At 70.1% G+C, this 19,864-nt stretch carries 20 protein-coding genes and 1 tRNA gene; 17 read left to right on the top strand and 4 right to left on the bottom strand.

From position 1 onward, the window contains the following. The first annotated feature begins 30 nt into the window (after positions 1-30). Genes ON759_RS10245 through ON759_RS10220 form a run of 6 tightly spaced genes read left to right on the top strand, consistent with a single transcriptional unit; the run spans position 31 to position 7,378 of the window. Positions 31-873 (top strand): cyanophycinase, encoded by an 843-nt coding sequence (locus ON759_RS10245; protein WP_271680271.1) that lies wholly within the window; start codon positions 31-33, stop codon positions 871-873. 44 nt (positions 874-917) lie between these two features. After that, positions 918-3,698 (top strand): cyanophycin synthetase, encoded by a 2,781-nt coding sequence (gene cphA, locus ON759_RS10240; protein WP_271680270.1) that lies wholly within the window; start codon positions 918-920, stop codon positions 3,696-3,698. A 2-nt stretch (positions 3,699-3,700) separates the two neighbouring features. Then, a complete protein-coding gene (locus ON759_RS10235; protein ID WP_271680269.1) occupies positions 3,701-5,464 on the top strand; it encodes a Mur ligase family protein in 1,764 nt (587 codons plus the stop codon). A gap of 41 nt (positions 5,465-5,505) precedes the next feature. Next, a complete protein-coding gene (locus tag ON759_RS10230; RefSeq protein ID WP_271680268.1) occupies positions 5,506-5,850 on the top strand; it encodes an antibiotic biosynthesis monooxygenase family protein in 345 nt (114 codons plus the stop codon). Continuing rightward, entirely contained in the window at positions 5,847-6,644 is a 798-nt protein-coding gene (gene trpC, locus ON759_RS10225) for an indole-3-glycerol phosphate synthase TrpC (protein WP_271680267.1), read from the top strand. Before ON759_RS10230 ends, trpC begins: the two co-directional genes overlap by 4 nt. Beyond that, positions 6,641-7,378, top strand: coding sequence for a haloacid dehalogenase-like hydrolase (locus ON759_RS10220; protein WP_271680266.1), 738 nt, complete (start codon positions 6,641-6,643; stop codon positions 7,376-7,378). The genes trpC and ON759_RS10220 overlap by 4 nt, the downstream gene beginning before the upstream one ends. A 16-nt stretch (positions 7,379-7,394) precedes the next feature. On the opposite strand, the gene ON759_RS10215 is transcribed toward ON759_RS10220, so the two are convergent. Both ON759_RS10215 and crp read right to left on the bottom strand, forming a co-directional pair. Beyond that, the gene (locus tag ON759_RS10215) at positions 7,395-7,862 is read right to left on the bottom strand and encodes a GNAT family N-acetyltransferase (protein WP_271680265.1); all 468 of its coding nucleotides are present in this window, start codon (positions 7,860-7,862) and stop codon (positions 7,395-7,397) included. Positions 7,863-7,869: 7 nt separating this feature from the next. Beyond that, a complete protein-coding gene (gene crp, locus ON759_RS10210) occupies positions 7,870-8,550 on the bottom strand; it encodes a cAMP-activated global transcriptional regulator CRP (RefSeq protein ID WP_271680264.1) in 681 nt (226 codons plus the stop codon). Between the two features lie 120 nt (positions 8,551-8,670). Between crp and speD the strand changes: the two genes are divergently transcribed. Then, positions 8,671-9,462 (top strand): adenosylmethionine decarboxylase, encoded by a 792-nt coding sequence (gene speD / locus ON759_RS10205; protein WP_271680299.1) that lies wholly within the window; start codon positions 8,671-8,673, stop codon positions 9,460-9,462. A gap of 53 nt (positions 9,463-9,515) precedes the next feature. Here speD and coq7 read toward each other — a convergent pair whose 3' ends face one another. Then, positions 9,516-10,160 carry a 2-polyprenyl-3-methyl-6-methoxy-1,4-benzoquinone monooxygenase gene (gene coq7 / locus ON759_RS10200; RefSeq protein ID WP_271680263.1) on the bottom strand — a complete coding sequence of 215 codons (645 nt, stop codon included), beginning with the start codon at positions 10,158-10,160 and terminating at the stop codon, positions 9,516-9,518. Positions 10,161-10,340: 180 nt separating this feature from the next. Between coq7 and rplM the strand changes: the two genes are divergently transcribed. The 6 genes from rplM (at position 10,341) to maiA (ending at position 14,064) form a co-directional block, all read left to right on the top strand. Continuing rightward, positions 10,341-10,769, top strand: a complete 429-nt coding sequence (gene rplM, locus ON759_RS10195) for a 50S ribosomal protein L13 (RefSeq protein ID WP_271680262.1) — start codon at positions 10,341-10,343, stop codon at positions 10,767-10,769. A gap of 2 nt (positions 10,770-10,771) precedes the next feature. Beyond that, positions 10,772-11,164: a 30S ribosomal protein S9 gene (rpsI, locus tag ON759_RS10190; protein ID WP_271680261.1), complete on the top strand. Its 393-nt coding sequence runs from the start codon at positions 10,772-10,774 to the stop codon at positions 11,162-11,164. A gap of 147 nt (positions 11,165-11,311) precedes the next feature. Further along, positions 11,312-11,386 (top strand) — tRNA-Gln (locus ON759_RS10185). A 98-nt stretch (positions 11,387-11,484) separates the two neighbouring features. Beyond that, complete coding sequence (locus tag ON759_RS10180; RefSeq protein WP_271680260.1) at positions 11,485-12,228, top strand: 2OG-Fe dioxygenase family protein; 744 nt, start codon at positions 11,485-11,487, stop codon at positions 12,226-12,228. 91 nt (positions 12,229-12,319) lie between these two features. Further along, the gene (locus tag ON759_RS10175) at positions 12,320-13,309 is read left to right on the top strand and encodes a fumarylacetoacetate hydrolase family protein (RefSeq protein ID WP_271680259.1); all 990 of its coding nucleotides are present in this window, start codon (positions 12,320-12,322) and stop codon (positions 13,307-13,309) included. A gap of 89 nt (positions 13,310-13,398) precedes the next feature. Further along, on the top strand, positions 13,399-14,064 hold the full coding sequence (gene maiA / locus ON759_RS10170) for a maleylacetoacetate isomerase (protein WP_271680258.1): 666 nt from the start codon (positions 13,399-13,401) through the stop codon (positions 14,062-14,064). Between the two features lie 24 nt (positions 14,065-14,088). Here the strand turns inward: maiA and ON759_RS10165 are convergent, their stop codons facing one another. Continuing rightward, complete coding sequence (locus tag ON759_RS10165) at positions 14,089-15,195, bottom strand: PilT/PilU family type 4a pilus ATPase (RefSeq protein ID WP_271680257.1); 1,107 nt, start codon at positions 15,193-15,195, stop codon at positions 14,089-14,091. Between the two features lie 152 nt (positions 15,196-15,347). On the opposite strand from ON759_RS10165, the gene ON759_RS10160 reads away from it, so the two are divergent. The 4 genes from ON759_RS10160 to ON759_RS10145 all read left to right on the top strand — a co-directional run bounded on the left by ON759_RS10160 (position 15,348) and on the right by ON759_RS10145 (position 19,863). After that, complete coding sequence (locus tag ON759_RS10160; RefSeq protein ID WP_271680256.1) at positions 15,348-16,553, top strand: OmpA family protein; 1,206 nt, start codon at positions 15,348-15,350, stop codon at positions 16,551-16,553. Positions 16,554-16,964: 411 nt separating this feature from the next. Further along, entirely contained in the window at positions 16,965-17,180 is a 216-nt protein-coding gene (locus tag ON759_RS10155) for an HP1242/YdcH family protein (RefSeq protein WP_271680255.1), read from the top strand. A 117-nt stretch (positions 17,181-17,297) separates the two neighbouring features. Continuing rightward, complete coding sequence (locus tag ON759_RS10150; protein ID WP_271680254.1) at positions 17,298-18,674, top strand: pyridoxal-phosphate dependent enzyme; 1,377 nt, start codon at positions 17,298-17,300, stop codon at positions 18,672-18,674. Between the two features lie 22 nt (positions 18,675-18,696). Beyond that, positions 18,697-19,863 carry a cystathionine gamma-synthase gene (locus tag ON759_RS10145; protein WP_271680253.1) on the top strand — a complete coding sequence of 389 codons (1,167 nt, stop codon included), beginning with the start codon at positions 18,697-18,699 and terminating at the stop codon, positions 19,861-19,863. Position 19,864: the final 1 nt, after the last annotated feature.

Raw genomic sequence — 19,864 nt, 5'->3', positions numbered from 1 at the left:
ATCGCGACGCAGGCGAGGAACCCGCAGTACATGTGTCCCAGCAAGGTGGCCGACGGCGAACAGCGCGGCTGGATCGTGCCCATCGGGGGTGCGGAAGACAAGGAAAGCCGGCGCCGCATCCTCAAGCGCTTCGTGCAACTCTGCGGCGGCCGCGAGGCACGCATCGCGGTGATCCCGACCGCCAGCAAGCTGGCCGACACCGGCGAGCGCTACGAGGACCTGTTCGAGCGGCTGGAGGCCGGCCGCGTCGACACCCTCGACTTCCAGAGCCGCGCCGACGGCGAGCGCGAGGACTTCCTCGAGGTCCTGCAGGCATGCACCGGGGTGTTCATCACCGGCGGCAACCAGTTGCGGCTGTCGACCATCATCGGCGGCACCCCGGCGGCCAAGCTGATCCGCCTGCGCAATGCCGACGGCATCCCGGTCGGCGGCACCAGCGCCGGCGCCAGCATCCTGTCCGAGCACATGATCGCGTTCGGCAGCGAAGGCGGTTCGCCGCGCGCCGACAGCGTCAACCTCGCGCCGGGCTTCGGGCTCACCAACCGCTTCATCATCGACCAGCATTTCCGCCAGCGCGACCGCCTGGGCCGGCTGACCGCGGCCCTGGCCTACAACCCGTTCGCGGTCGGCATCGGCCTGGACGAGGACACCGCCGCCTTCATCGGCCCCGACAACACGCTGGAAGTGGAAGGCAGCGGCGCGATCACCGTGGTCGACGCCAGCCGCGTGCAGTTCACTTCGATGGACCAGGCCGACGGCAGCGAACCGGTGTGCATCATCGGCCTGCAGGTGCACATCCTGACCGCCGGCGCCACCTTCAACCTGCACACCCGCGAGGCGTCCCCCGGGACGTTGTTGCCGCGCAAGGACTGAGCGCGACCCCACCACCACCGTGACACCACCGAGCGGAGGGCTCGATGCGGATCCTCAATCGCAACGTCTACGTGGGACCCTCGCAGTACGCGAAGTTCCCGGTCATCCGCCTCGAACTCGACCTCGGCGCGCTGGAGCAGTGGCCCACCGCGCGGCTGGGCGATGCCTTCATCGACGGGCTGGTCGCGGCCTTGCCGGGCCTGGCCGAGCACGGCTGCTCGTACCGCGAGCCCGGCGGCTTCATCCGCCGCATGCGCGAGGGCGAGGGCACCTGGCTCGGCCACGTGCTGGAGCATGTCGCGATCGAGCTGCAGAACGTCGCCGGCGAGGACGTGACCTTCGGCAAGACCCGCAGCATCTCCGACGATCGCCCCGGCGTGTATTCGGTGGTCTACGAATACGCGCAGAAGGAAGAGGGCATCGCCGCCGGCGAGCTCGCGCTGAAGCTGCTGGATTCGCTGTTGCCCGCCGAGTTGCGCAACGCCACCGACGACAGCTGGAACTGGGAAGAGGAGCGCGACGGCTTCATCCGCTATGCGCAGCGGCGCGCGCTGGGCCCGTCGACGGCCTCGCTGGTGAAGGCCGCCGTGGACCGCGGCATCCCGTGGCTCCGTCTCAACGAACAGTCGCTGGTGCAGCTCGGCCATGGCAAGTACCAGCAGCGCATCCAGGCCACGGTCACCGGGCGCACCCCGCACATCGCGGTGGAGCTGGCCAGCGACAAGGAAGAGACCAACAAGATCCTCGGCTCGCTGGGCCTGCCGGTGCCGCGCCAGGAGCTGGTGCAGTCGGCCGATGCCGCCTGGCGCGCGGCGCGCCGGCTCGGCGGCCCGGTGGTGCTCAAGCCCTACAACGGCAACCACGGCCGCGGCATCACCATCAACGTCACCGCGGAGGACGAGGTCCGCGCCGGCTTCGAGGCCGCGCGCGAACATTCGCGCTCGGTGATCGTGGAGACCTACCTGGCCGGCGACGACCATCGCCTGCTGGTGGTCAATGGCGAACTGATCGCCGCGACCCGGCGCACGCCCGGCCACGTGGTCGGCGACGGCGCGTCCACCGTGGCGCAACTGGTCGAGGTGGTGAACAGCGACCCGCGCCGCGGCGTCGGCCACGAAAAGGTGCTGACCAAGCTCAAGCTGGACCGCGAGGCCGAGCTGATGCTGGAGCGCAAGGGCTACACCGCGGAATCGGTGCCGGCGGCCGGCGAGGTCGTGCCCCTGCGCTCCACCGCCAACCTGTCCACCGGCGGCACCGCCACCGATGTCACCGACATCATCCATCCCGACAACCGGGCGATGGCCGAGCGCGCGGTGCGCGCGGTCGGGCTGGACGTGGGCGGCGTGGACTTCCTGTCCACCAACATCGCCGAGAGCTACAAGTCGATCGGCGGCGGCATCTGCGAAGTCAACGCGGCGCCGGGCTTCCGCATGCACATCGCCCCCAGCGAGGGCACCCCGCGCGACGCCGCGGGCCCGGTGATCGACATGCTGTTCCCGCCGGGCACGCCCTCGCGGGTGCCGATCGCCGCGGTGACCGGCACCAACGGCAAGACCACCACCGCGCGCATGCTGGCGCACATCGCCAAGATGGCCGGCTACACGCCAGGCCTGACCACCACCGACGGCGTCTACATCGACGGCCAGCGCACGGTGGAGGGCGACATGACCGGGCCGGTGTCCGCGCGCATGGTGCTGGCCGATCCGCAGATCGACTTCGCGGTGCTGGAGACCGCGCGCGGCGGGCTGGTGCGCGCCGGCATGGGCGTGGCCGAGGTCGATGTCGGCGCGGTGCTGAACGTCGCCTCCGACCACCTCGGGCTGAAGGGCATCGACACCCTGGAGCAACTCGCGGAGGTCAAGCGGATCGTGGTCGAGGCCGCGACCGAATGCGCGGTGCTCAACGCCGACGATCCCAACGTGCTGAAGATGTCCGCGTACACCGACGCCAAGGTCCTCTGCTACGTGACCATGAACCCCTCGCACCCGCTGGTGCGCGAGCACGTGCGCGCCGGCGGCCGCGCCTGCGCGCTGGAGCAGGGCGTCAACGGCCACATGATCACCCTGTACGACAAGGGCAGCCACATCCCGTTGCTGTGGACCCACCTGATCCCGGCCACGCTCGAGGGCCGCGCCCTGCACAACGTGCAGAACGCGATGTTCGCGGCGTCGATGGCGTTCTCGATGGGCATCAAGCTGGACGCGATCCGCCACGGTCTGCGCACCTTCGACACCACCTTCTTCCAGGCCCCCGGCCGGATGAACGTGTTCAACGAACACCCGTTCAAGGTGATCATGGACTACGCCCACAACGCGCATGCGGTGGGCATGATGGCCGACCTCGCCCAGCGCCTCGACGCCAGTCGCCGGATCGTGGTCGTCGCTGGCCCGGGCGACCGCCGCGACGAGGACCTGCGCGAGATCGCCCAGGTCGTGGCCGGCAAGTTCGACCACTACGTGGTGCGCCGCGACGATTCCCTGCGCGGCCGCGACGGCGACGAGGTGCCGCGGATCATCGCCAGGGCATTGCAGGCGGCGGGGGTGGGCGCCGATGCGATCAGCGTGATCCCGGACGAACAGGAAGCCGTCGACGCGGCCCTGCGCATGGGCCAGGCCGGCGACCTGGTGCTGGTGTTCGCCGATGCGCTGACCCGCTCGTGGAAGCAGATCATCCGCTTCAAGCCCGAGGGCGACCTCGCGCGCGCCGCGCCGCGGGTCGAGATCCCCGCGCTGGAGACGACCCTGGACGAGCAACTGGTCGCGGCGATGGAAGGCGTGGTGCGCGACGAGCGCGGCCTGCGCTTCGAACGCGAAGAAAGCGACTGACCGTGCAGCCGCCGTTCGAGGATTCGCGCCGGCTCACCGGCGCCAACCTGTATTTCGATGGCGCGGGCGCGGCGCTGGAGGCCGCGCCGGGCGTGGCGGTCGATGCCGGCATGCAGCAGCGCTGGCGCGAGCGCATCGAGCAGGCCCGGGATGCCCTCGGCTGGCCGCCGGGCGCCATCGCCGTGCGCACGCATGCGACCGGCGCATCGCTGGCGTTCGAGGCGCCCCCCGACCAGCTGTACGTCGCCACCGAGGTGAACGAGTGGGCGCTGTATTCGGCGCTCGGCGTGCATGCGAGCGACGCCCCTGTCGATGAGGACGCCGAGCTGCCGCGCCCGCACGTCGCCCACTTCGAGGACGGCGAGGCGCTGCGCAGGCTGCGCGACCTGGCACGGGCCGAGGCCAGGCCGGGGCTGAATGCCCTGGTCGCCGCGGCGCGCGCGCGCGGCGTGCCGGCGCATGCCGACGATGAACTGCTGTCGCTCGGCGAAGGCGAGGCGGCACAGGCGTGGCCGCTCGACGCCTTGCCCGCGGTCGACGCCGTGCCGTGGCAGGACCTGCGCGCCATCCCCAAGGCGGTGGTCACCGGCTCCAACGGTAAGACCACCACGGTGCGCCTGCTCGCCGCCATGCTCGGTGCGCATGGCCTGCGCGCGGGCTACAGCAGCACCGACGGCCTGTTCATGGATGGCGTGTCGGTCGAGGCCGGCGACTATTCCGGCCCGGTCGGCGCGCGCACGGTGCTGCGCGACCCGCGGGTGCAGTCGGCGGTGCTGGAAACCGCGCGCGGCGGCCTGCTGCGGCGCGGCCTGGTCGCCGACGATGCCCGCGTCGCCGTGGTCACCAACGTGAGCGCCGACCACTTCGGCGAATACGGCATCCACGACCTTGGCGACATCGCCGCGGTCAAGCTGGTGGTGGCGAAGTCGCTCGCCGCCGACGGCCTGCTGGTGCTCAACGCCGACGACGCGATGCTGGTGGCGCATGCGCCGCCGGGCCGGCGCACCGGCTGGTTCGCGCTGCACCTGGGCGATGCCGCCGCGCGCGGCCTGCCGGCCTGCGGCGTGCGCGAGGGCCGGTTGGTGCTGGTGCTCGCCGGCGGCGAGCACGACCTCGGCATGGTCGCGGAGATGCCCCTCTCCGTCGGGGGCGCGGCGCGCTACAACATCTCCAATATCGCGGCCGCCGCGCTGGCGGCGTCCGCGCTCGGCATCGCCCCGGCGACCATCGCCGGCGTGCTCGCCCGCTTCGGCGCACGCAATGCCGACAACCCGGGGCGCCTGCAGCGTTGGACCTTGGGCGACGTCGAAGTGCTGCTGGACTACGCGCACAACCCGGATGGGCTGCAGGGCCTGCTCGACGTCGCCGCCGGCCTGCGTCGCGGTGGGCGCCTTGCCTTGCTGCTGGGGCATGCCGGCAACCGGCTGGAGTCGGATTTCCGCGCGCTGGCGGCGGTGGCTGCCGCAGCGCGGCCGGACCGGGTGTGGCTGAAGGACATCGGCGGCGATTACCTGCGCGGCCGCGCCTCCGGCGATGTCGCGATGATCCTGCGCGATGCGCTGCATGCGGCCGGCATGGACGAGGCGGACCTCCCCGTCTGCCTGGACGAAGCCGAGGCCGCGCGCCAGGCGCTGGCCTGGGCGCGCGCCGGCGACTTGCTGGTGCTGCCGGTGCACGAGCCCGCGCGCCGCGATGTCGTGGTCGGCCTGCTCGACGCGTTGCAGGCGGGCGGCTGGCGCGCCGGGCAGCCGCTGCCGGCAGGGTGAGCGCGCTCGCATAGAATGGCGCTCCCCCGCGAGCGCCGCCGATGCACGATCCCCGATTCGCCACGCTGCCCGAACCGCCGTACTTCGTGGTGATCTTCGCGTCGCTGCGCAACGGCGAGGACGAGGCCGGTTACGCGGACGCGGCGGCGCGCATGCTCGCGCTCGCGGCCACACAAACGGGCTACCTCGGCGCGGAATCGGTGCGCGACGCGGACGGCTTCGGCCTCACCCTGTCGTACTGGGACAGCGAAGCCGCGATCGTCGCCTGGAAGCACCAGGCCGACCACGCGGCGGTGCGCGCGCACGGGCGCAGCCACTGGTACCACCACTTCGAACTGCGCGTGGCCAAGGTCGAGCGCGCCTACGGGAAGATCCAGCCACGATGAGCACGACCATCCTGTCCACCATCCTCGCGCGCAAGCAGGCCGAGGTCGCCGAACGCCGCGAACGCACCTCGCTGTTCGAGCTGAAGGCACGCGCGGCTTCAATGCCGCCGACCCGCGGCTTCGCCGACACCATCGCCGCGCGGATCGCCGCCGGCGACCCGGCGGTGATCGCCGAGGTGAAGAAGGCCAGCCCGTCCAAGGGCGTGATCCGCGCCGACTTCGACCCCGCCGCGATCGCGCGCAGCTACGCGGCCGGCGGCGCGGCTGGCCTGTCCGTGCTGACCGACATCGACTTCTTCCAGGGCAGCGACGACGCCCTGCGCCAGGCGCGCGCGGCCTGCGCGCTGCCGGTGCTGCGCAAGGACTTCGTGGTCGATGCCTGGCAACTGTACGAGTCGCGGGTGCTGGGCGCCGATTGCGTGCTGCTGATCGCCGCCGCGCTGGACGATGCGCAGCTCGCCGAGTACGCCTTCATCGCCGACGAACTGGGCCTCGACGTGCTGGTCGAGGTCCACGACCTCGACGAGCTCGAGCGCGCCCTGCCGGTGCCGGCGCGCCTGCTCGGGATCAACAACCGCAACCTCAAGACCTTCGAGGTGTCGCTCGACACCACCCTCGGCCTGCAGCCCGCGGTGCCGGCCGACCGGGTGCTGGTGACCGAGAGCGGCATCCTTGCCCCGGCCGACGTGGCGCGCATGCGCGACGCCGGCGTGCATGCCTTCCTGGTCGGCGAGGCGTTCATGCGCGCCCCGGAGCCGGGTGCGGCGCTGCGCCAGCTGTTCTTCCCGGCATGAGCACGCGCTATCCGCACGCCGTTCCCGGCGCGCCGCTGGTGGTGTTCGACTTCGACCACACCCTGTACGACGGCGATTCCGGCAGCCACCTGTTCAAGTGGCTGATCGAGCGCGCGTGGTGGCGTCGCCTGCTTGCGCTGCTGGCCGCGCCGGTCGCGGGGCCGATGGTCGCGTTCCTGCCCACCCGCCGCGCCGGCATCTCGGTGTTCGTGTGGATCGGCAGCGTGGGCCTGCACCGCCGCCGCGACCTGGAGGCGCTGATCGACCGCTACGTGCAGCAACACACCGTTGCGATCCGCGCGCGCCTGTTGCCGATCGCGCTCGACGTGCTGCACCGGCATCGCGAGGCCGGCGACCGGGTGGTGGTCGCCACCGGCGCGCCGCCGGCGCTGGCCCGGGCGATCCTGGCCTTCGTCGCCCACGAGGACGTCCCGGTGGTCGGGACCCTGGTCGGCCCCCGGCTGGGTGGCGTCGTGGCGGTGCGCCACTGCCACCACGCGATGAAGATGACGATGCTGCGCGAGGCCGGCTTCACCGGGCCGGTGGAATGGGCCTATTCGGACAGCAGCGCCGACCTGCCGCTGCTGCAGGCCGCGATCCGGCCGGTGGTGGTCAACCCGAAGGCGGGCCGCGTGGCGATGTTCCGGCGCGTGTTGCCGGCCGGCGCGCCGATCCTCAACTGGGGCTGCCCGGGGCGCGCCGGCGATCCGGTCGCGGCGCCCGCGGGCGCATGAACGGCCGCGTCGGGGCTCAGGCCCCGAGCAGCTTCACGAAGCGGACCGAACTGTCCTTGTAGCCGCAGGCGCGGTAGAACGCATGCGCCTCGGTGCGCTGCGAGCCGCTGGTGAGCTCGATGCGCGCGGCGCTGCCGCTGCGCGCGCGGCGTTCGGCTTCCTTCAGCAAGGCGCGGCCGATGCCCAGGCCCTGCGCGGTCGGGGTGACCACCAGCGCGGTCACCCGGCAGGTGGTGGTGCCCAGCGGCAGGTAGTACATGAAATCCAGTGCGACCAGGCCGCACACCGCACCGTCGCGGCGCGCGACCACCAGGGCCTGGCGGTCGTTGTCGAGGATCGCGGAAATCCGTTCGATCGCGTCGTCGAGGTCGCAGGGATAGCCCAATTCGCAAAGCAGGCGGGCGACATCGTCCGCGTCCGCCACCACCGCGTTGCGCAAGTCGACGCCGAGCGGGTGGTGGCCGGGGGCGAAGGCGCGCGACATCGGGCGGTCAGCGCGTCCCGTACACGACGACGGTCTTTCCGCGGGCGTGCAGCTTGCCGTCCGCCTGCAGCTTCTTCAGCACGCGGCCGGCCATCTCGCGCGAGCAGCCGACCAGGCGCGCCAGTTCCTGCCGCGAGACCCTCAGCTGGGTGCCCTGCGGATGGCTCATCGCATCCGGTTCCTTGGCCAGGTCGAACAGCGTGCGGTAGATGCGGTCGCTCACGTCCAGGAAGGCCAGCCGCCCGGCCTTGCGGCTGGTGTGCAGCAGGCGCTGGCTGATCTGCGCGCCGATCGAGTAGAGCAGGCGCGCGGCATCGTTCGCCTGCGAGGTGAGCAGCGCCTGCAGGCGCTCGTAGCCGATCTCCGCCAGCTCGCAGGCGGTGCGCGTGCGCAGGGCGACGCCGCGCTGTTCGGTTTCCACGAACAGGCCCATTTCGCCAACGAACTCGCCCGGGCCGATGTAGCCGAGCACGAGTTCGCGCCCGTCGTCCTCGCTGGCGATGATGCTGACCGAGCCGGAGATGATGTAGTACAGGGTGCCGGCATCGTCGCCGGGGCGGAACACGTCGGCGCGCGCGGGGTACTTGCGGCGGTGGCAATGCGCGATGAAACGCTCGATGGTCGCGGGATCCGCGCCCAATGGGTTGGCCAGCCGGGGCAGGCCGGGTTTTGGGAAAGTCGCGCTCATTCGGGGGGTTCTGGCGTGAGTGCGTGCAGCTTAGGCCCAACCGTGATGGCGGGCAAACTTCGCCTGCCGGCCGCGATGCCGCATAATCGCGCCCCTGTCGTTCCCGGGAACCCGACCACCGTGGTCAAGCCGCTGCCGCGCCTGAAGCTCCAGGGCTTCAACAACCTCACCAAGTCGCTCAGCTTCAACATCTACGACGTCTGCTACGCGGCGTCGGAGGACGAGCGCAGGCGCTACATCGAGTACATCGACGAGGAATACAACGCCGACCGCCTCACCCAGATCCTCACCGACGTGGCGGAGATCATCGGCGCGAACATCCTCAACATCGCGCGCCAGGACTACGACCCGCAAGGCGCCTCGGTGACGATCCTGATCTCCGAGCAGCCGGTGATCGACAAGGCCGACGCCAAGGGCGTGATCTCCGATGCGGTGGTCGCCCACCTCGACAAGTCGCACATCACCGTGCACACCTACCCGGAAACCCATCCGGACAACGGCATCGCGACCTTCCGCGCCGACATCGACGTGTCGACCTGCGGCGTGATCTCGCCGCTGAAGGCGCTGAACTACCTGATCGAGTCGCTGGAGAGCGACATCGTGGTGATGGATTACCGCGTGCGCGGCTTCACCCGCGACATCAAGGGCAAGAAGCACTACATCGACCACAAGATCAACTCGATCCAGGACTACCTGGCCAAGAACGTGAAGTCGCGCTACGAGATGCTCGACGTCAACGTCTACCAGGAGAACCTGTTCCACACCAAGATGCACCTGAAGGAATTCGACCTCGACCAGTACTTGTTCGAGGAGAAGGCGCGCAACCTGTCCTTCAAGGAGCGCATGAAGATCGAGGCGCGCCTCAAGCGCGAGATCGAGGAGCTGTACCACGGGCGCAACCTGGTCGACTGACCGGTCGCGCGTGCACGTGGAAAAGCCGGCGCATGCCGGCTTTTTCGTGTCGGTCAGAGCCGGTAGGCGACCGCTTTCATCAATCGCGACGCGCTGGCCATCGCGGCCGGGATCGGCGCCGGCAGCGCGCGCGCGCCCGCGGCTTCGGCGTGGTCCGCGTGGCGCGCCTCATCCGCCTTCATCGTGCGCAGGATCGCCCGGCTGCGCAGGTCGGCTTGCGGCAGCACCTGCAGGTGCTCGTCCAGGTGGGCCTCTACCTGGCGTTCGGTCTCGACCACGAAGCCCAGGTTCCAGCCGTCGCCGCGCAGGCCGGCGAGGGCGCCGATCGTCCAGCTCCCCGCATACCAGACCGGGTTCAACAGGCTGGGCCGGCTGTCGAGTTCGCGCAGGCGGTCCGCGCACCAGGCGAGGTGGTCGGTTTCTTCCTGCGCCGCCGCCAGCAGCTGGTCGCGCACGCCGGGATCCCGCGCCACCGCGGCCTGGCCGACGTAGAGGGCCTGGGCGCAGACCTCGCCGACGTGGTTGATCCGCATCAGGCCGGCGGCGTGGCGGCGTTCGGCCTCGTCCAGGGCCACGTCGGCCTCGTCGCTCCCGGGGTTGGCGCGCCCGGCGCGGGCGCCGCCGAACACGGTCACCAGCGCGTTCTGCGCCGAATCCAGCAGGCGGTCGAGGGGGGAAAGCCGGCGCGGCGGGGTCATGCCGGCATTCTAGGCCGCTGCTGGCGTGCAGGGGCTCGGCTTGCGCGTGGCGGCGGGGCGGGCTATCATCCCGCTTCTTTCGCGCCCGGATTGCCCTGTTGGGTCCGCCGCGGATACAACGCGAGGCGACGTTCCGGCCCGCCGGAACCAGCCCGACCAAGCACCCCAGAAGAGTTCGTCATGAAGACTTTCATCGCCAAGAACGAGACCGTCCAGCGCGACTGGTACGTCGTCGATGCCGAGGGCAAGACCCTTGGCCGCCTGGCCGCAGCCCTGGCCTACCGCCTGCGCGGCAAGCACAAGCCCGTGTTCACCCCGCACGTCGATACCGGCGACTACCTCGTGGTGGTCAATGCCGAGAAGATCGCGGTGACCGGCAAGAAGCTGCAGGACAAGATGTACCACCGCTTCACCGGCTACGTGGGCAACCTGAAGTCGGAGAACCTGGCGCAGGCGCTGGAGCGCCACCCCGAGCGCGTCATCGAGATCGCGGTCAAGGGCATGCTGCCGAAGGGCCCGCTGGGCCGCGCGATGTACCGCAAGCTCAAGGTCTACAAGGGCTCCGAACACCCGCACGCGGCGCAGCAGCCGCAGAAGCTGGACATCTGATCATGGCGATTTCCCAGAATTACGGCACCGGCCGCCGCAAGTCCTCCACCGCCCGCGTGTTCCTGCGCAAGGGCAGCGGCAACATCACCATCAACGACCGTCCGCTGGACGAGTTCTTCGGCCGCGAGACCGCGCGCATGATCGTGCGCCAGCCGCTCGAGCTGACCAAGAACACCGACAAGTTCGACGTGGTCGTGACCGCCGCCGGCGGCGGCACCACCGGCCAGGCCGGTGCGATCCGCCTCGGCATCGCCCGTGCGCTGGTCGAGTACGACGAGACCCTGAAGTCCGAGCTGCGCAAGGCCGGCTTCATGACCCGCGACGCCCGCGAGGTGGAGCGCAAGAAGGTCGGCCTGCACAAGGCCCGTCGCGCCACCCAGTTCTCCAAGCGCTAATCCGAATCGCCCGCTGGCGTTGTCGTGGCGGCTTGCCTGTACTGTCAGTACAGGCGGCACCACCACTCCTCGCCAGCGAACGATCGGATACGCGCTTGCCGGACGCGTTTTTCCTGCAAGCGCATTTGGATTTACAATCTGCACCATAGCCCCGTCGCCAAGCGGTAAGGCACCTGACTCTGACTCAGGCATTCGGTGGTTCGAATCCATCCGGGGCTGCCATCTTCGGACCTCGCGTCCACGCGAACCCGCCGCAAGGCGGGTTTCGTGTTTCCGGGCCCGGCGCGATGCGACAATCCGCGTCCCGCCCGGAGTTCGCCATGGTCGCCCGCTTCCCCGCCCCCGCCGTGCCCTTGGAGCGCCTGGACGAGACCCTGCGTGCGCAGGGCTATGCGGTGCTGCAGCCCGATGCGCTGGCCGCGCTGGCAGGTGTCGCGGTCGGGGATTTCGATGGCCTGGCGCCCGGCTGGGACGACCTGCCGCCGGACGCGCACCTCAAGGACGGCGGGCGTTACCGCCGCCGCCGCCACGGCTCGTTCATCGTCGAAGGCGGCGCGTTGCGCCAGGTCCCGCACCGGCGCCATTGGCAGCCGGTCGAGTACAACGCCCTGCATGGGGGGATGGACCGCTGGTTCGCCCCGCTGGAGCCCGCGCTGGTCGACGATCCCGCCTTCGCCAGGCTGGTGCTCGGCATCGCCGCTGCCTGCAGCCGGCAGCGCCCGGTTGCGCGCTGGCATGTCGAGGTCCACCAGTTCCGCATCGACACCACGGACGGCCTCGGCCGCCCGACGCCCGAAGGCGCGCATCGCGATGGCGTCGATTTCGTCGCGGTGGTGCTGCTGACCCGCCACCGCATCAAGGGCGGGGAAACCCGGGTGTTCGAAGCCGAGGGCCCGCAGGGGCAGCGCTTCACCCTGGAGGCGCCGTGGTCGCTGATGCTGATGGACGATGCGCGGGTGATCCACGAATCCACCCCGATCCAGCCGGTGGACGCCGGGGGTGGCCATCGCGACACCTTGGTGCTGACGTTCCGCGAGCAGGGGTTCCTCGGCGACGACGCATGAGGCGCGGGATAACGGTGCAGCGATCGGCGCAGCCCGCCGCGGCTATCGTTACAATTGCAACTAACGAAATTCGCTAGGACATGAGGTCGCCATGAAGCTGGGTTCTCTCAAGGAAGGCGGGCGCGACGGCACCCTGGTCGTGGTCTCGCGCGACCTGGCGAGGGCGGTCCGCGCCACCGGCATCGCACCCACCCTGCAGCGCGCGCTGGAGGACTGGGAGAACGCCGCGCCGCGCCTGAACGCGCTGTCCGACGCCCTCCACGACGGCAGCGCGGACGGGGTCTTCGACCTCGACATGCATGCGCTCGCCGCGCCGCTGCCGCGCGCCTACGAGTTCGTCGACGGCAGCGCCTACCTGCCGCACGTGGCGCGGGTGCGCCGTGCCCGCGGTGCCGAGGTGCCGGAAAGCTTCTACACCGACCCGCTGATGTACCAGGCGGTCAGCGCCGGCTTCTACGGCCCGCGCGACCCGGTGAAGGTGGCCAGCGAGGACTACGGCATCGACCTCGAGGCGGAGATCGTCATCGTCACCGACGACGTGCCGATGGGCGCAACCCCGGCGCAGGCCGCGGCGCATGTCCAGCTGGTCGGGCTGGTCAACGACGTGTCGCTGCGCAACCTGATCCCGGCGGAGCTGGCGAAGGGCTTCGGCTTCCTGCAGAGCAAGCCGCGCAGCGCCCTCAGCCCGGTGTTCGTCACCCCGGACGAGCTGGGCGAGGCGTGGCAGGGCAACAAGCTGCACCTGCCGCTGCTGACCCATGTCAATGGCAAGTGGTTCGGCGCGCCGGAAGCCGGCGTGGACATGCAGTTCGACTTCGCCCAGCTGGTGGCGCACGCGGCAAAGACGCGGCCGCTGTCGGCCGGCACCATCGTTGGCTCCGGCACGGTGGCCAACGAGGACACTTCGCTCGGCGCCTCCTGCTTCGCCGAGCAGCGCACGGTCGAGACCCTGCGCGACGGCAAGCCCAGCACGCCGTTCATGGGCTTCGGCGACGTGGTCCGCATCGAAGTGCTGGACCGCGACGGCAACAGCATCTTCGGCGCGATCGAGCAGCGTATAGAGCCCCAGTCGGTAGGCTGAAACGACCGGCGGTCGCCGGGTTGGCGGCGGCCACTTCACGCCACCCCTGCGCGCCGGATATCGTGGGGTGGCAGACCATCGGGGACGCCATGGCTGAAGTGCTGCAGTTGTATTCCTATTGGCGCTCGAGCGCCGCGTACCGCGTGCGCATCGGCCTGAACCTGAAGGGCCTCGTCTACGACCTCGTGCCGGTCCACCTGTTGCGCGACGGCGGCGAACAGCATGCGGCTGAGTACCGCGCGGTGAATCCGCAGGAACTCGTCCCGGTCCTGGCGCATGGCCACCGGCGGCTGGGCCAGTCGCTGGCCATCCTCGAGTACCTGGACGAAGTCTGGCCCTCGCCGTCGCTGCTCCCGGGAACCGCGCGTGCGCGTGCGCGGGTACGCGCCCTCGCCCTGCTGGTGGCCTGCGACGTGCATCCGCTCAACAACCTGCGCGTGCTGCAGTACCTGGAACACGAGTGGGCGGTGCCGCAGCCCGAGCGCGACGAATGGGTGAAGCACTGGATCGTCCGCGGTTTCGACGCGGCCGAGGCGATGCTGGCCGGCCATCCGTCGACGGGCACGTATTGCGAGGGCGACACGCCTGGCCTTGCTGATTGCTGCCTGGTGCCGCAGGTCTACAACGCCCGCCGCTTCGGCGTCGACATGGCCGCGTATCCGACCCTGTCGCGCATCGAGGCCGCCTGCCTGTCGCTGCCGGCGTTCGAGGCCGCACGCCCCGAGCGCCAGCCGGATGCGCCGACGCCGACGTGACCGCCGCGCGCGTCGGCGCGCCGGTCAGTGGGCGGCGAACACGTCCGCGTAGGGGTCGTGCTCGCCGGTGGCGCCTTCCGACAACCGGAACTTCAGCGCCAGCCCGTCGCGCGAGTCGGCGGCCTTGAGTGCCTCCTCCATGTCGATCCGGCCTTCCTTGTAGAGCCGGAACAGGCATTGGTCGAAGCTCTGCATGCCTTCCTGCAGCGACTCTTCCATCGCCGTCTTCACTTCGTGCACCTGGCCGCGACGCAGCAGGTCGCGGATCATCGGCGTGTTGATCAGGACTTCGGTGGCCGGCAGGCGGCGCCCGTCGACGCCCACGACCAGGCGTTGCGACACCACCGCCTTCAGGTTCAGCGCCAGGTTCATCAGCACGTTCTTGTGCGCGCCCTCGGGGAAGAAGTTGAGGATGCGCTCGATGGTCTGGTCGGCGTTGTTCGAGTGCAGGGTGGCCAGGCAGATGTGGCCGGTTTCGGCGAACGCGATCGCCGCCTCCATCGTCGCGGAATCGCGGATCTCGCCGATCAGGATGACGTCCGGCGCCTCGCGCATCGCGTTCTTCAGCGCGGCATGGAAGCTGTGGGTGTCCAGCCCGACCTCGCGCTGGTTGACGATCGACCGCTTGTGCCGGTGCAGGTACTCGATCGGGTCCTCGATGGTGAGGATGTGGCCGGTGGTGGTGCTGTTGCGATGGTCGATCATCGAGGCGAGGGTGGTGGACTTGCCCGCGCCGGTGGAGCCCACGATCAGCACCAGGCCGCGTGGCGCCATGATGATGTCCTTCAGCACCTGCGGCAGTTGCAGTTCCTCGATGCTCGGGATGTCGCTGCGGATCGCGCGGATCACCACGCCCACCTCGCCGCGCTGCTGGAACACGTTCACGCGGAAACGGCCGGAGTTCGGCACCGCCATCGCCATGTTCAGTTCGAGTTCCCGCTCGAATTCGGCGATCTGGGCTTCGTTCATCAGCGAATACGCGATCTTCTTCGCCATCCCGGCCGGCAGCGGCGCGCTGCCGAGCGGGATCAGTTCGCCTTCGACCTTGATGTTCACCGGCGCGCCGGAAGTCAGGAACATGTCCGAGGCGTTCTTCTCCGCCATCAGCTTCAGGAAATAGCCGATATCCATCACGTGATTCCCTGGTCGTGGCCGACGATTTGCGAAGGCGTCGCCGGCTTCCCACAATGACCGCGTCCCTGGATCACGACGCAAGGTCCCCAATGCGCCCAAGCTTCGCACACTTCGGTTCGACCCGGCACGCACTCGCCTGCGGCCTTGCGATGGCCTTCGCACTTGCAGGTTGCGCCAGCCTGCCGCCGCCGACCGCGGAACTCGATGCCGCGCAACAGGCCGTGGCGCGTGCGCAGGATGCCGATGCCGACCAATACGCCGCGGCGGACATTGCCCGTGCGCGGGAGGGGTTGGAGCAAGCGCAGGCCGCCATGGCGCGTGGCCGCGAGGATGAGGCCCGTGCATCGGCGCTGGCCGCGACCGCCGACGCGGACCTTGCGCGCGTGCGCAGCGCCGCCGCCCGCACGGATGCCGACCGCCGCCAGCGCCTGGCCGAACTGGCCGGTCTGCGGTCCCGCCTGCAGGTGGCTGCGGACGGGGTGCCGCCGGACCCGCTCGCGTGGCCGATCCAGGCGGACGGATTGGCCGCGCGCCTGCAGCAACTCGACGTCGATCCCCGGCTTTCGGCGTTCGCGCAGTACGAGCGCCTGCAGGCGCGGCAGGCGGTCGCCGCGATGGAGGCCGCGACGCGGCGCGAAATGCCCGCTGCAAGCCAGTTGGCCGAGCGCCGGGTCGCGATCGCGGAGCAGGCGGCCCGCATCGAGGCCGCGCGTCGGCAGGTCGACGCCCTGGATCGCGAGCGCAGCGAATTGCTGGTGGAAGCGAGCCGCCGCGATGCGGAGCACGCGCGTGCGGAAGCCGAGCGCTTGCGCCTCGAAGCGCAGGTGCAGGCCGAGGAGGCGGCGCGCCTGCGGGCGCAAGCCCAGCAGGCCGAGGCCGCGCTGGACGGTGCACAGGTCGAGCGCGATGCACAGGTCGCCGCTGCGCGCGAGCAGGAGGTCGCGCTGGCCCGCCAGGAAGCCGAACTGGTGGCCGGCGCCAAGCTGCCGCCGTCCCGGCAGGACGCGCGCGGGCAGGTGTTCACCCTGGCGGGGGAGGCGTTCGGTTCCGGGCAGGCGCAACTGACCGCCGGTGCGGCGGCCAGCGTGCGTGCGCTGGGGACCTACCTGGCGCGCCTGGGCTTCAGTGGCGTCGAGGTGGTGGGCCATACCGACAGCCAGGGCAATCCCGAGGCCAACCAGCGCCTGTCCCGGCAGCGGGCCGAGGCGGTTCGCGCCGGGCTGGCCGAGGCCGGCCTGGGGCGCGGCAAGACCTCCGCGCGTGGCGCCGGGGACGGCGAACCGGTGGCCGACAACGCCACCCCGGCCGGGCGTGCCCGGAATCGCCGGGTGGAGATCGTGATTCCGAATAATTGAGCGAAAACAATCGCTTGCGTCTATCGATCGGGCGGTCGCCTGCTCGGAAGCGCGTTCAGCGAAAGCGCTTGCGCCCTGCCGGGGGCAGGCGTAGTGTCGGTTCCCCAGATGGTCTTGAATCCGCAACCACCATCTGGCCGGAGACCGGCCGATGCATGACCCGTTCGACAACCCGGAGATCGCCGCCGCAAGCCAGGTGCTGCGCGGCGCGACCGGCAAGTCCGGGCGTGCCGATGACGTGGATCAATCCAATTTCCGTGCGCCCCGTGCCGTGACCCGCCGGGGCGTTCGCGTTTTTGCGGCCGCCCGGCGGGCGTCCGCAAGTTCCCGGCAGGCCCCACCTGCCCCAACCGCGCCGTTCCGGCCGTCCGGGCCGGACTCCGCATCGTAGAGACCTGAAAGGAGGTTTCCATGTTCGAAGGACAACCGCAGGCGGAACTCGAAGCGATGATGAAGGCCAGCCCCGAGTTCCGGCAGCTGTACTACCGGCACCAGGAGCTCGACAAGCAGGTGCTGGACGCCGAGCTCGGCGTGCTCCCGCTCGATGACATGACCCTGGGCCAGATGAAGCGCGAGAAGCTGGCCGCCAAGGAACGCCTGTTGCGCATGTACGAAAGCACGCACTGACCTCGATGCGGTCGGCGGGCGGCCTCCTCGTCGGCGGCCCGCCGGCCGCGCGACCCCGCGGCGAGGCGATTCCGCCGCGCTGGTAGAATCCGGGCCTGCGCAGACGCGATCGACCGCATGGCCATCCACGACTCCATCCTCGACCTGGTCGGCGACACCCCGATCATCCGTGCCCGCGGCCTCGACACCGGGCCGTGCACGCTGTACCTGAAGCTCGAGAGCCAGAACCCCGGCGGCTCGATCAAGGACCGCATCGGCCTGTCGATGATCGAGGCCGCCGAACGGCGCGGCGACATCAGGCCCGGCGATACCCTGGTCGAAGGCACCGCCGGCAACACCGGCATCGGCCTGGCGCTGGTCGCGCAGCAGAAAGGCTACAAGCTCATCCTGGTCGTCCCCGACAAGATGAGCCGCGAGAAGATCTTCAACCTCAAGGCGATGGGCGCGCAGGTCGTGCTGACCCGCAGCGACGTGGCCAAGGGCCATCCCGACTACTACCAGGACCTCGCCGCGCGGATCGCCGCCGAGACCCCGGGCGCCTACTTCATCAACCAGTTCGGCAACCCGGACAACCCAGCCGCGCACGAGCACGGCACCGGTCCCGAGATCCTGCGGCAGATGGCCGCGGTCGGCGGGCTGGATGCGATCGTGTTCGGCTGCGGGAGCTCGGGCACGATGACCGGCCTGTCGCGCTGCTTCGCGCAGCATTCGCCGGCCACCGAGTTGGTGCTGGCCGATCCGGTCGGTTCGATCCTCGAGGAATACATCAACCGCGGCACCCTGAGCGACAAGTCGGGAAGCTGGATGGTGGAGGGCATCGGCGAGGATTTCCTGCCGCCGATCTCGGACTTCACGCGGGTGCGCAAGGCCTACGCGATCAGCGACCGCGAGAGCTTCCACACCGCCCGCGAGCTGCTGGCGAAGGAGGGCATCCTCGGCGGCTCGTCGACTGGCACCCTGGTGGCGGCGGCGCTGCGCTACTGCCGCGAGCAGTCGACGCCGAAGAACGTGCTGGTATTCGTCTGCGACACCGGCAACAAGTACCTGTCGAAGATGTACAACGACTACTGGATGCTGGACAACGGCTTCCTCGACCGCACCCCGCATGGCGACCTGCGCGACCTGATCCTGCGTCCGTTCGCGCAGCGCGACACCGTGGTGGTCGGGCCGAACGACCTGCTGGTCACCGCCTGGCAGCGGATGAAGCTGTACGACGTGAGCCAGCTGCCGGTGATGGACGGCGACCGCATCGTCGGCATCGTCGACGAATCCGACATGCTGCTGCACGTCTACGGCGACGAGGCGCGCTTCCGCGACCCGGTCTCCGCCGCGATGGTCGGCAAGCTCGACCAGGTCGACGTGCGCGCGCCGATGGAATCGCTGCTGCCGGTGTTCGACCGCGGCCACGTCGCAATCGTGATGGACGGCCAGCGCTTCCTCGGCCTGATCACCCGCATCGACCTGCTCAACTACCTGCGCCGCCGCGTGCAGTGACCCCACGGATACGGATCCCTCGATGAAAACCCACGACCAGAAGGAACTCGGTCTCGGCACGCTGGCGATCCACGGCGGCCAGTCGCCGGATCCGTCCACCGGCGCGGTGATGCCGCCGATCTACGCGACCAGCACCTACGCGCAATCCAGCCCGGGCGTGCACCAGGGCTTCGAGTATTCGCGCACCCACAACCCGACCCGCTTCGCCTACGAGCGCTGCGTGGCGGCGCTGGAGGGCGGCAGCCGCGGCTTCGCGTTCGCGTCCGGGCTCGCGGCGACCTCGACCTTGCTGGAACTGCTGGACAGCGGCGACCACGTCATTGCGATGGACGACCTGTACGGCGGCAGCTACCGGCTGTTCGAGCGCGTCCGCAAGCGCAGCGCGGCGCTGGACTTCAGCTTCGTCGACCTCACCGATCCGGCGGCGTTCGAAGCCGCGATCACGCCGAAGACCCGGCTGGTGTGGATCGAGACCCCGACCAACCCGCTGCTGAAGATCGTCGACATCGCCGCGATCGCCGCCATCGCGAAGAACCACGGCCTGCTGGTCGCGGTCGACAACACCTTCGCCTCGCCGATCCTGCAGCGCCCGCTCGAACACGGCGCCGACATCGTCATGCATTCGGCGACCAAGTACCTCAACGGCCATTCCGACATGGTCGGCGGCATGCTGGTGGTGGGCGACAACGCCGAACTGGGCGAGCAGCTGGCCTTCCTGCAAAACTCGGTGGGCGCGGTGCAGGGCCCGTTCGACAGTTTCCTCGCCCTGCGCGGCCTGAAGACGTTGCACCTGCGGATGAAGGCGCATTGCGACAACGCGCTGGCGCTGGCGCAGTGGCTGCAGGGCCACGATGCCGTCGCCGAGGTGATCCACCCGGGGCTGGCCGCGCACCCGCACCACGCGCTGGCGGCCAGGCAGATGCACGGGTTCGGCGGCATGCTCTCGATCCGCCTCAAGGGTGGCTTCGAGTCGGCGAAGCGTTTCTGCGAGCGTCTCGAACTGTTCACCCTGGCCGAGTCGCTGGGCGGCGTCGAATCGCTGGTGAACCACCCCGCGGTGATGACCCATGCCTCGATCCCGCCGGCGCGGCGCAGGCAACTGGGCATCGGGGACGAGCTGGTGCGCCTGAGCGTGGGCATCGAGGCGCTGGAGGACCTGCGCCGGGACCTCGCGCACGCGCTGGCCTGAA

This window comes from Thermomonas mangrovi, assembly GCF_028201335.1.
Lineage (GTDB): Bacteria > Pseudomonadota > Gammaproteobacteria > Xanthomonadales > Xanthomonadaceae > Thermomonas > Thermomonas mangrovi.
The sequence above is the reverse complement of the archived record's forward strand: the minus strand, read 5'-3'. Positions and strand labels throughout refer to the sequence as shown.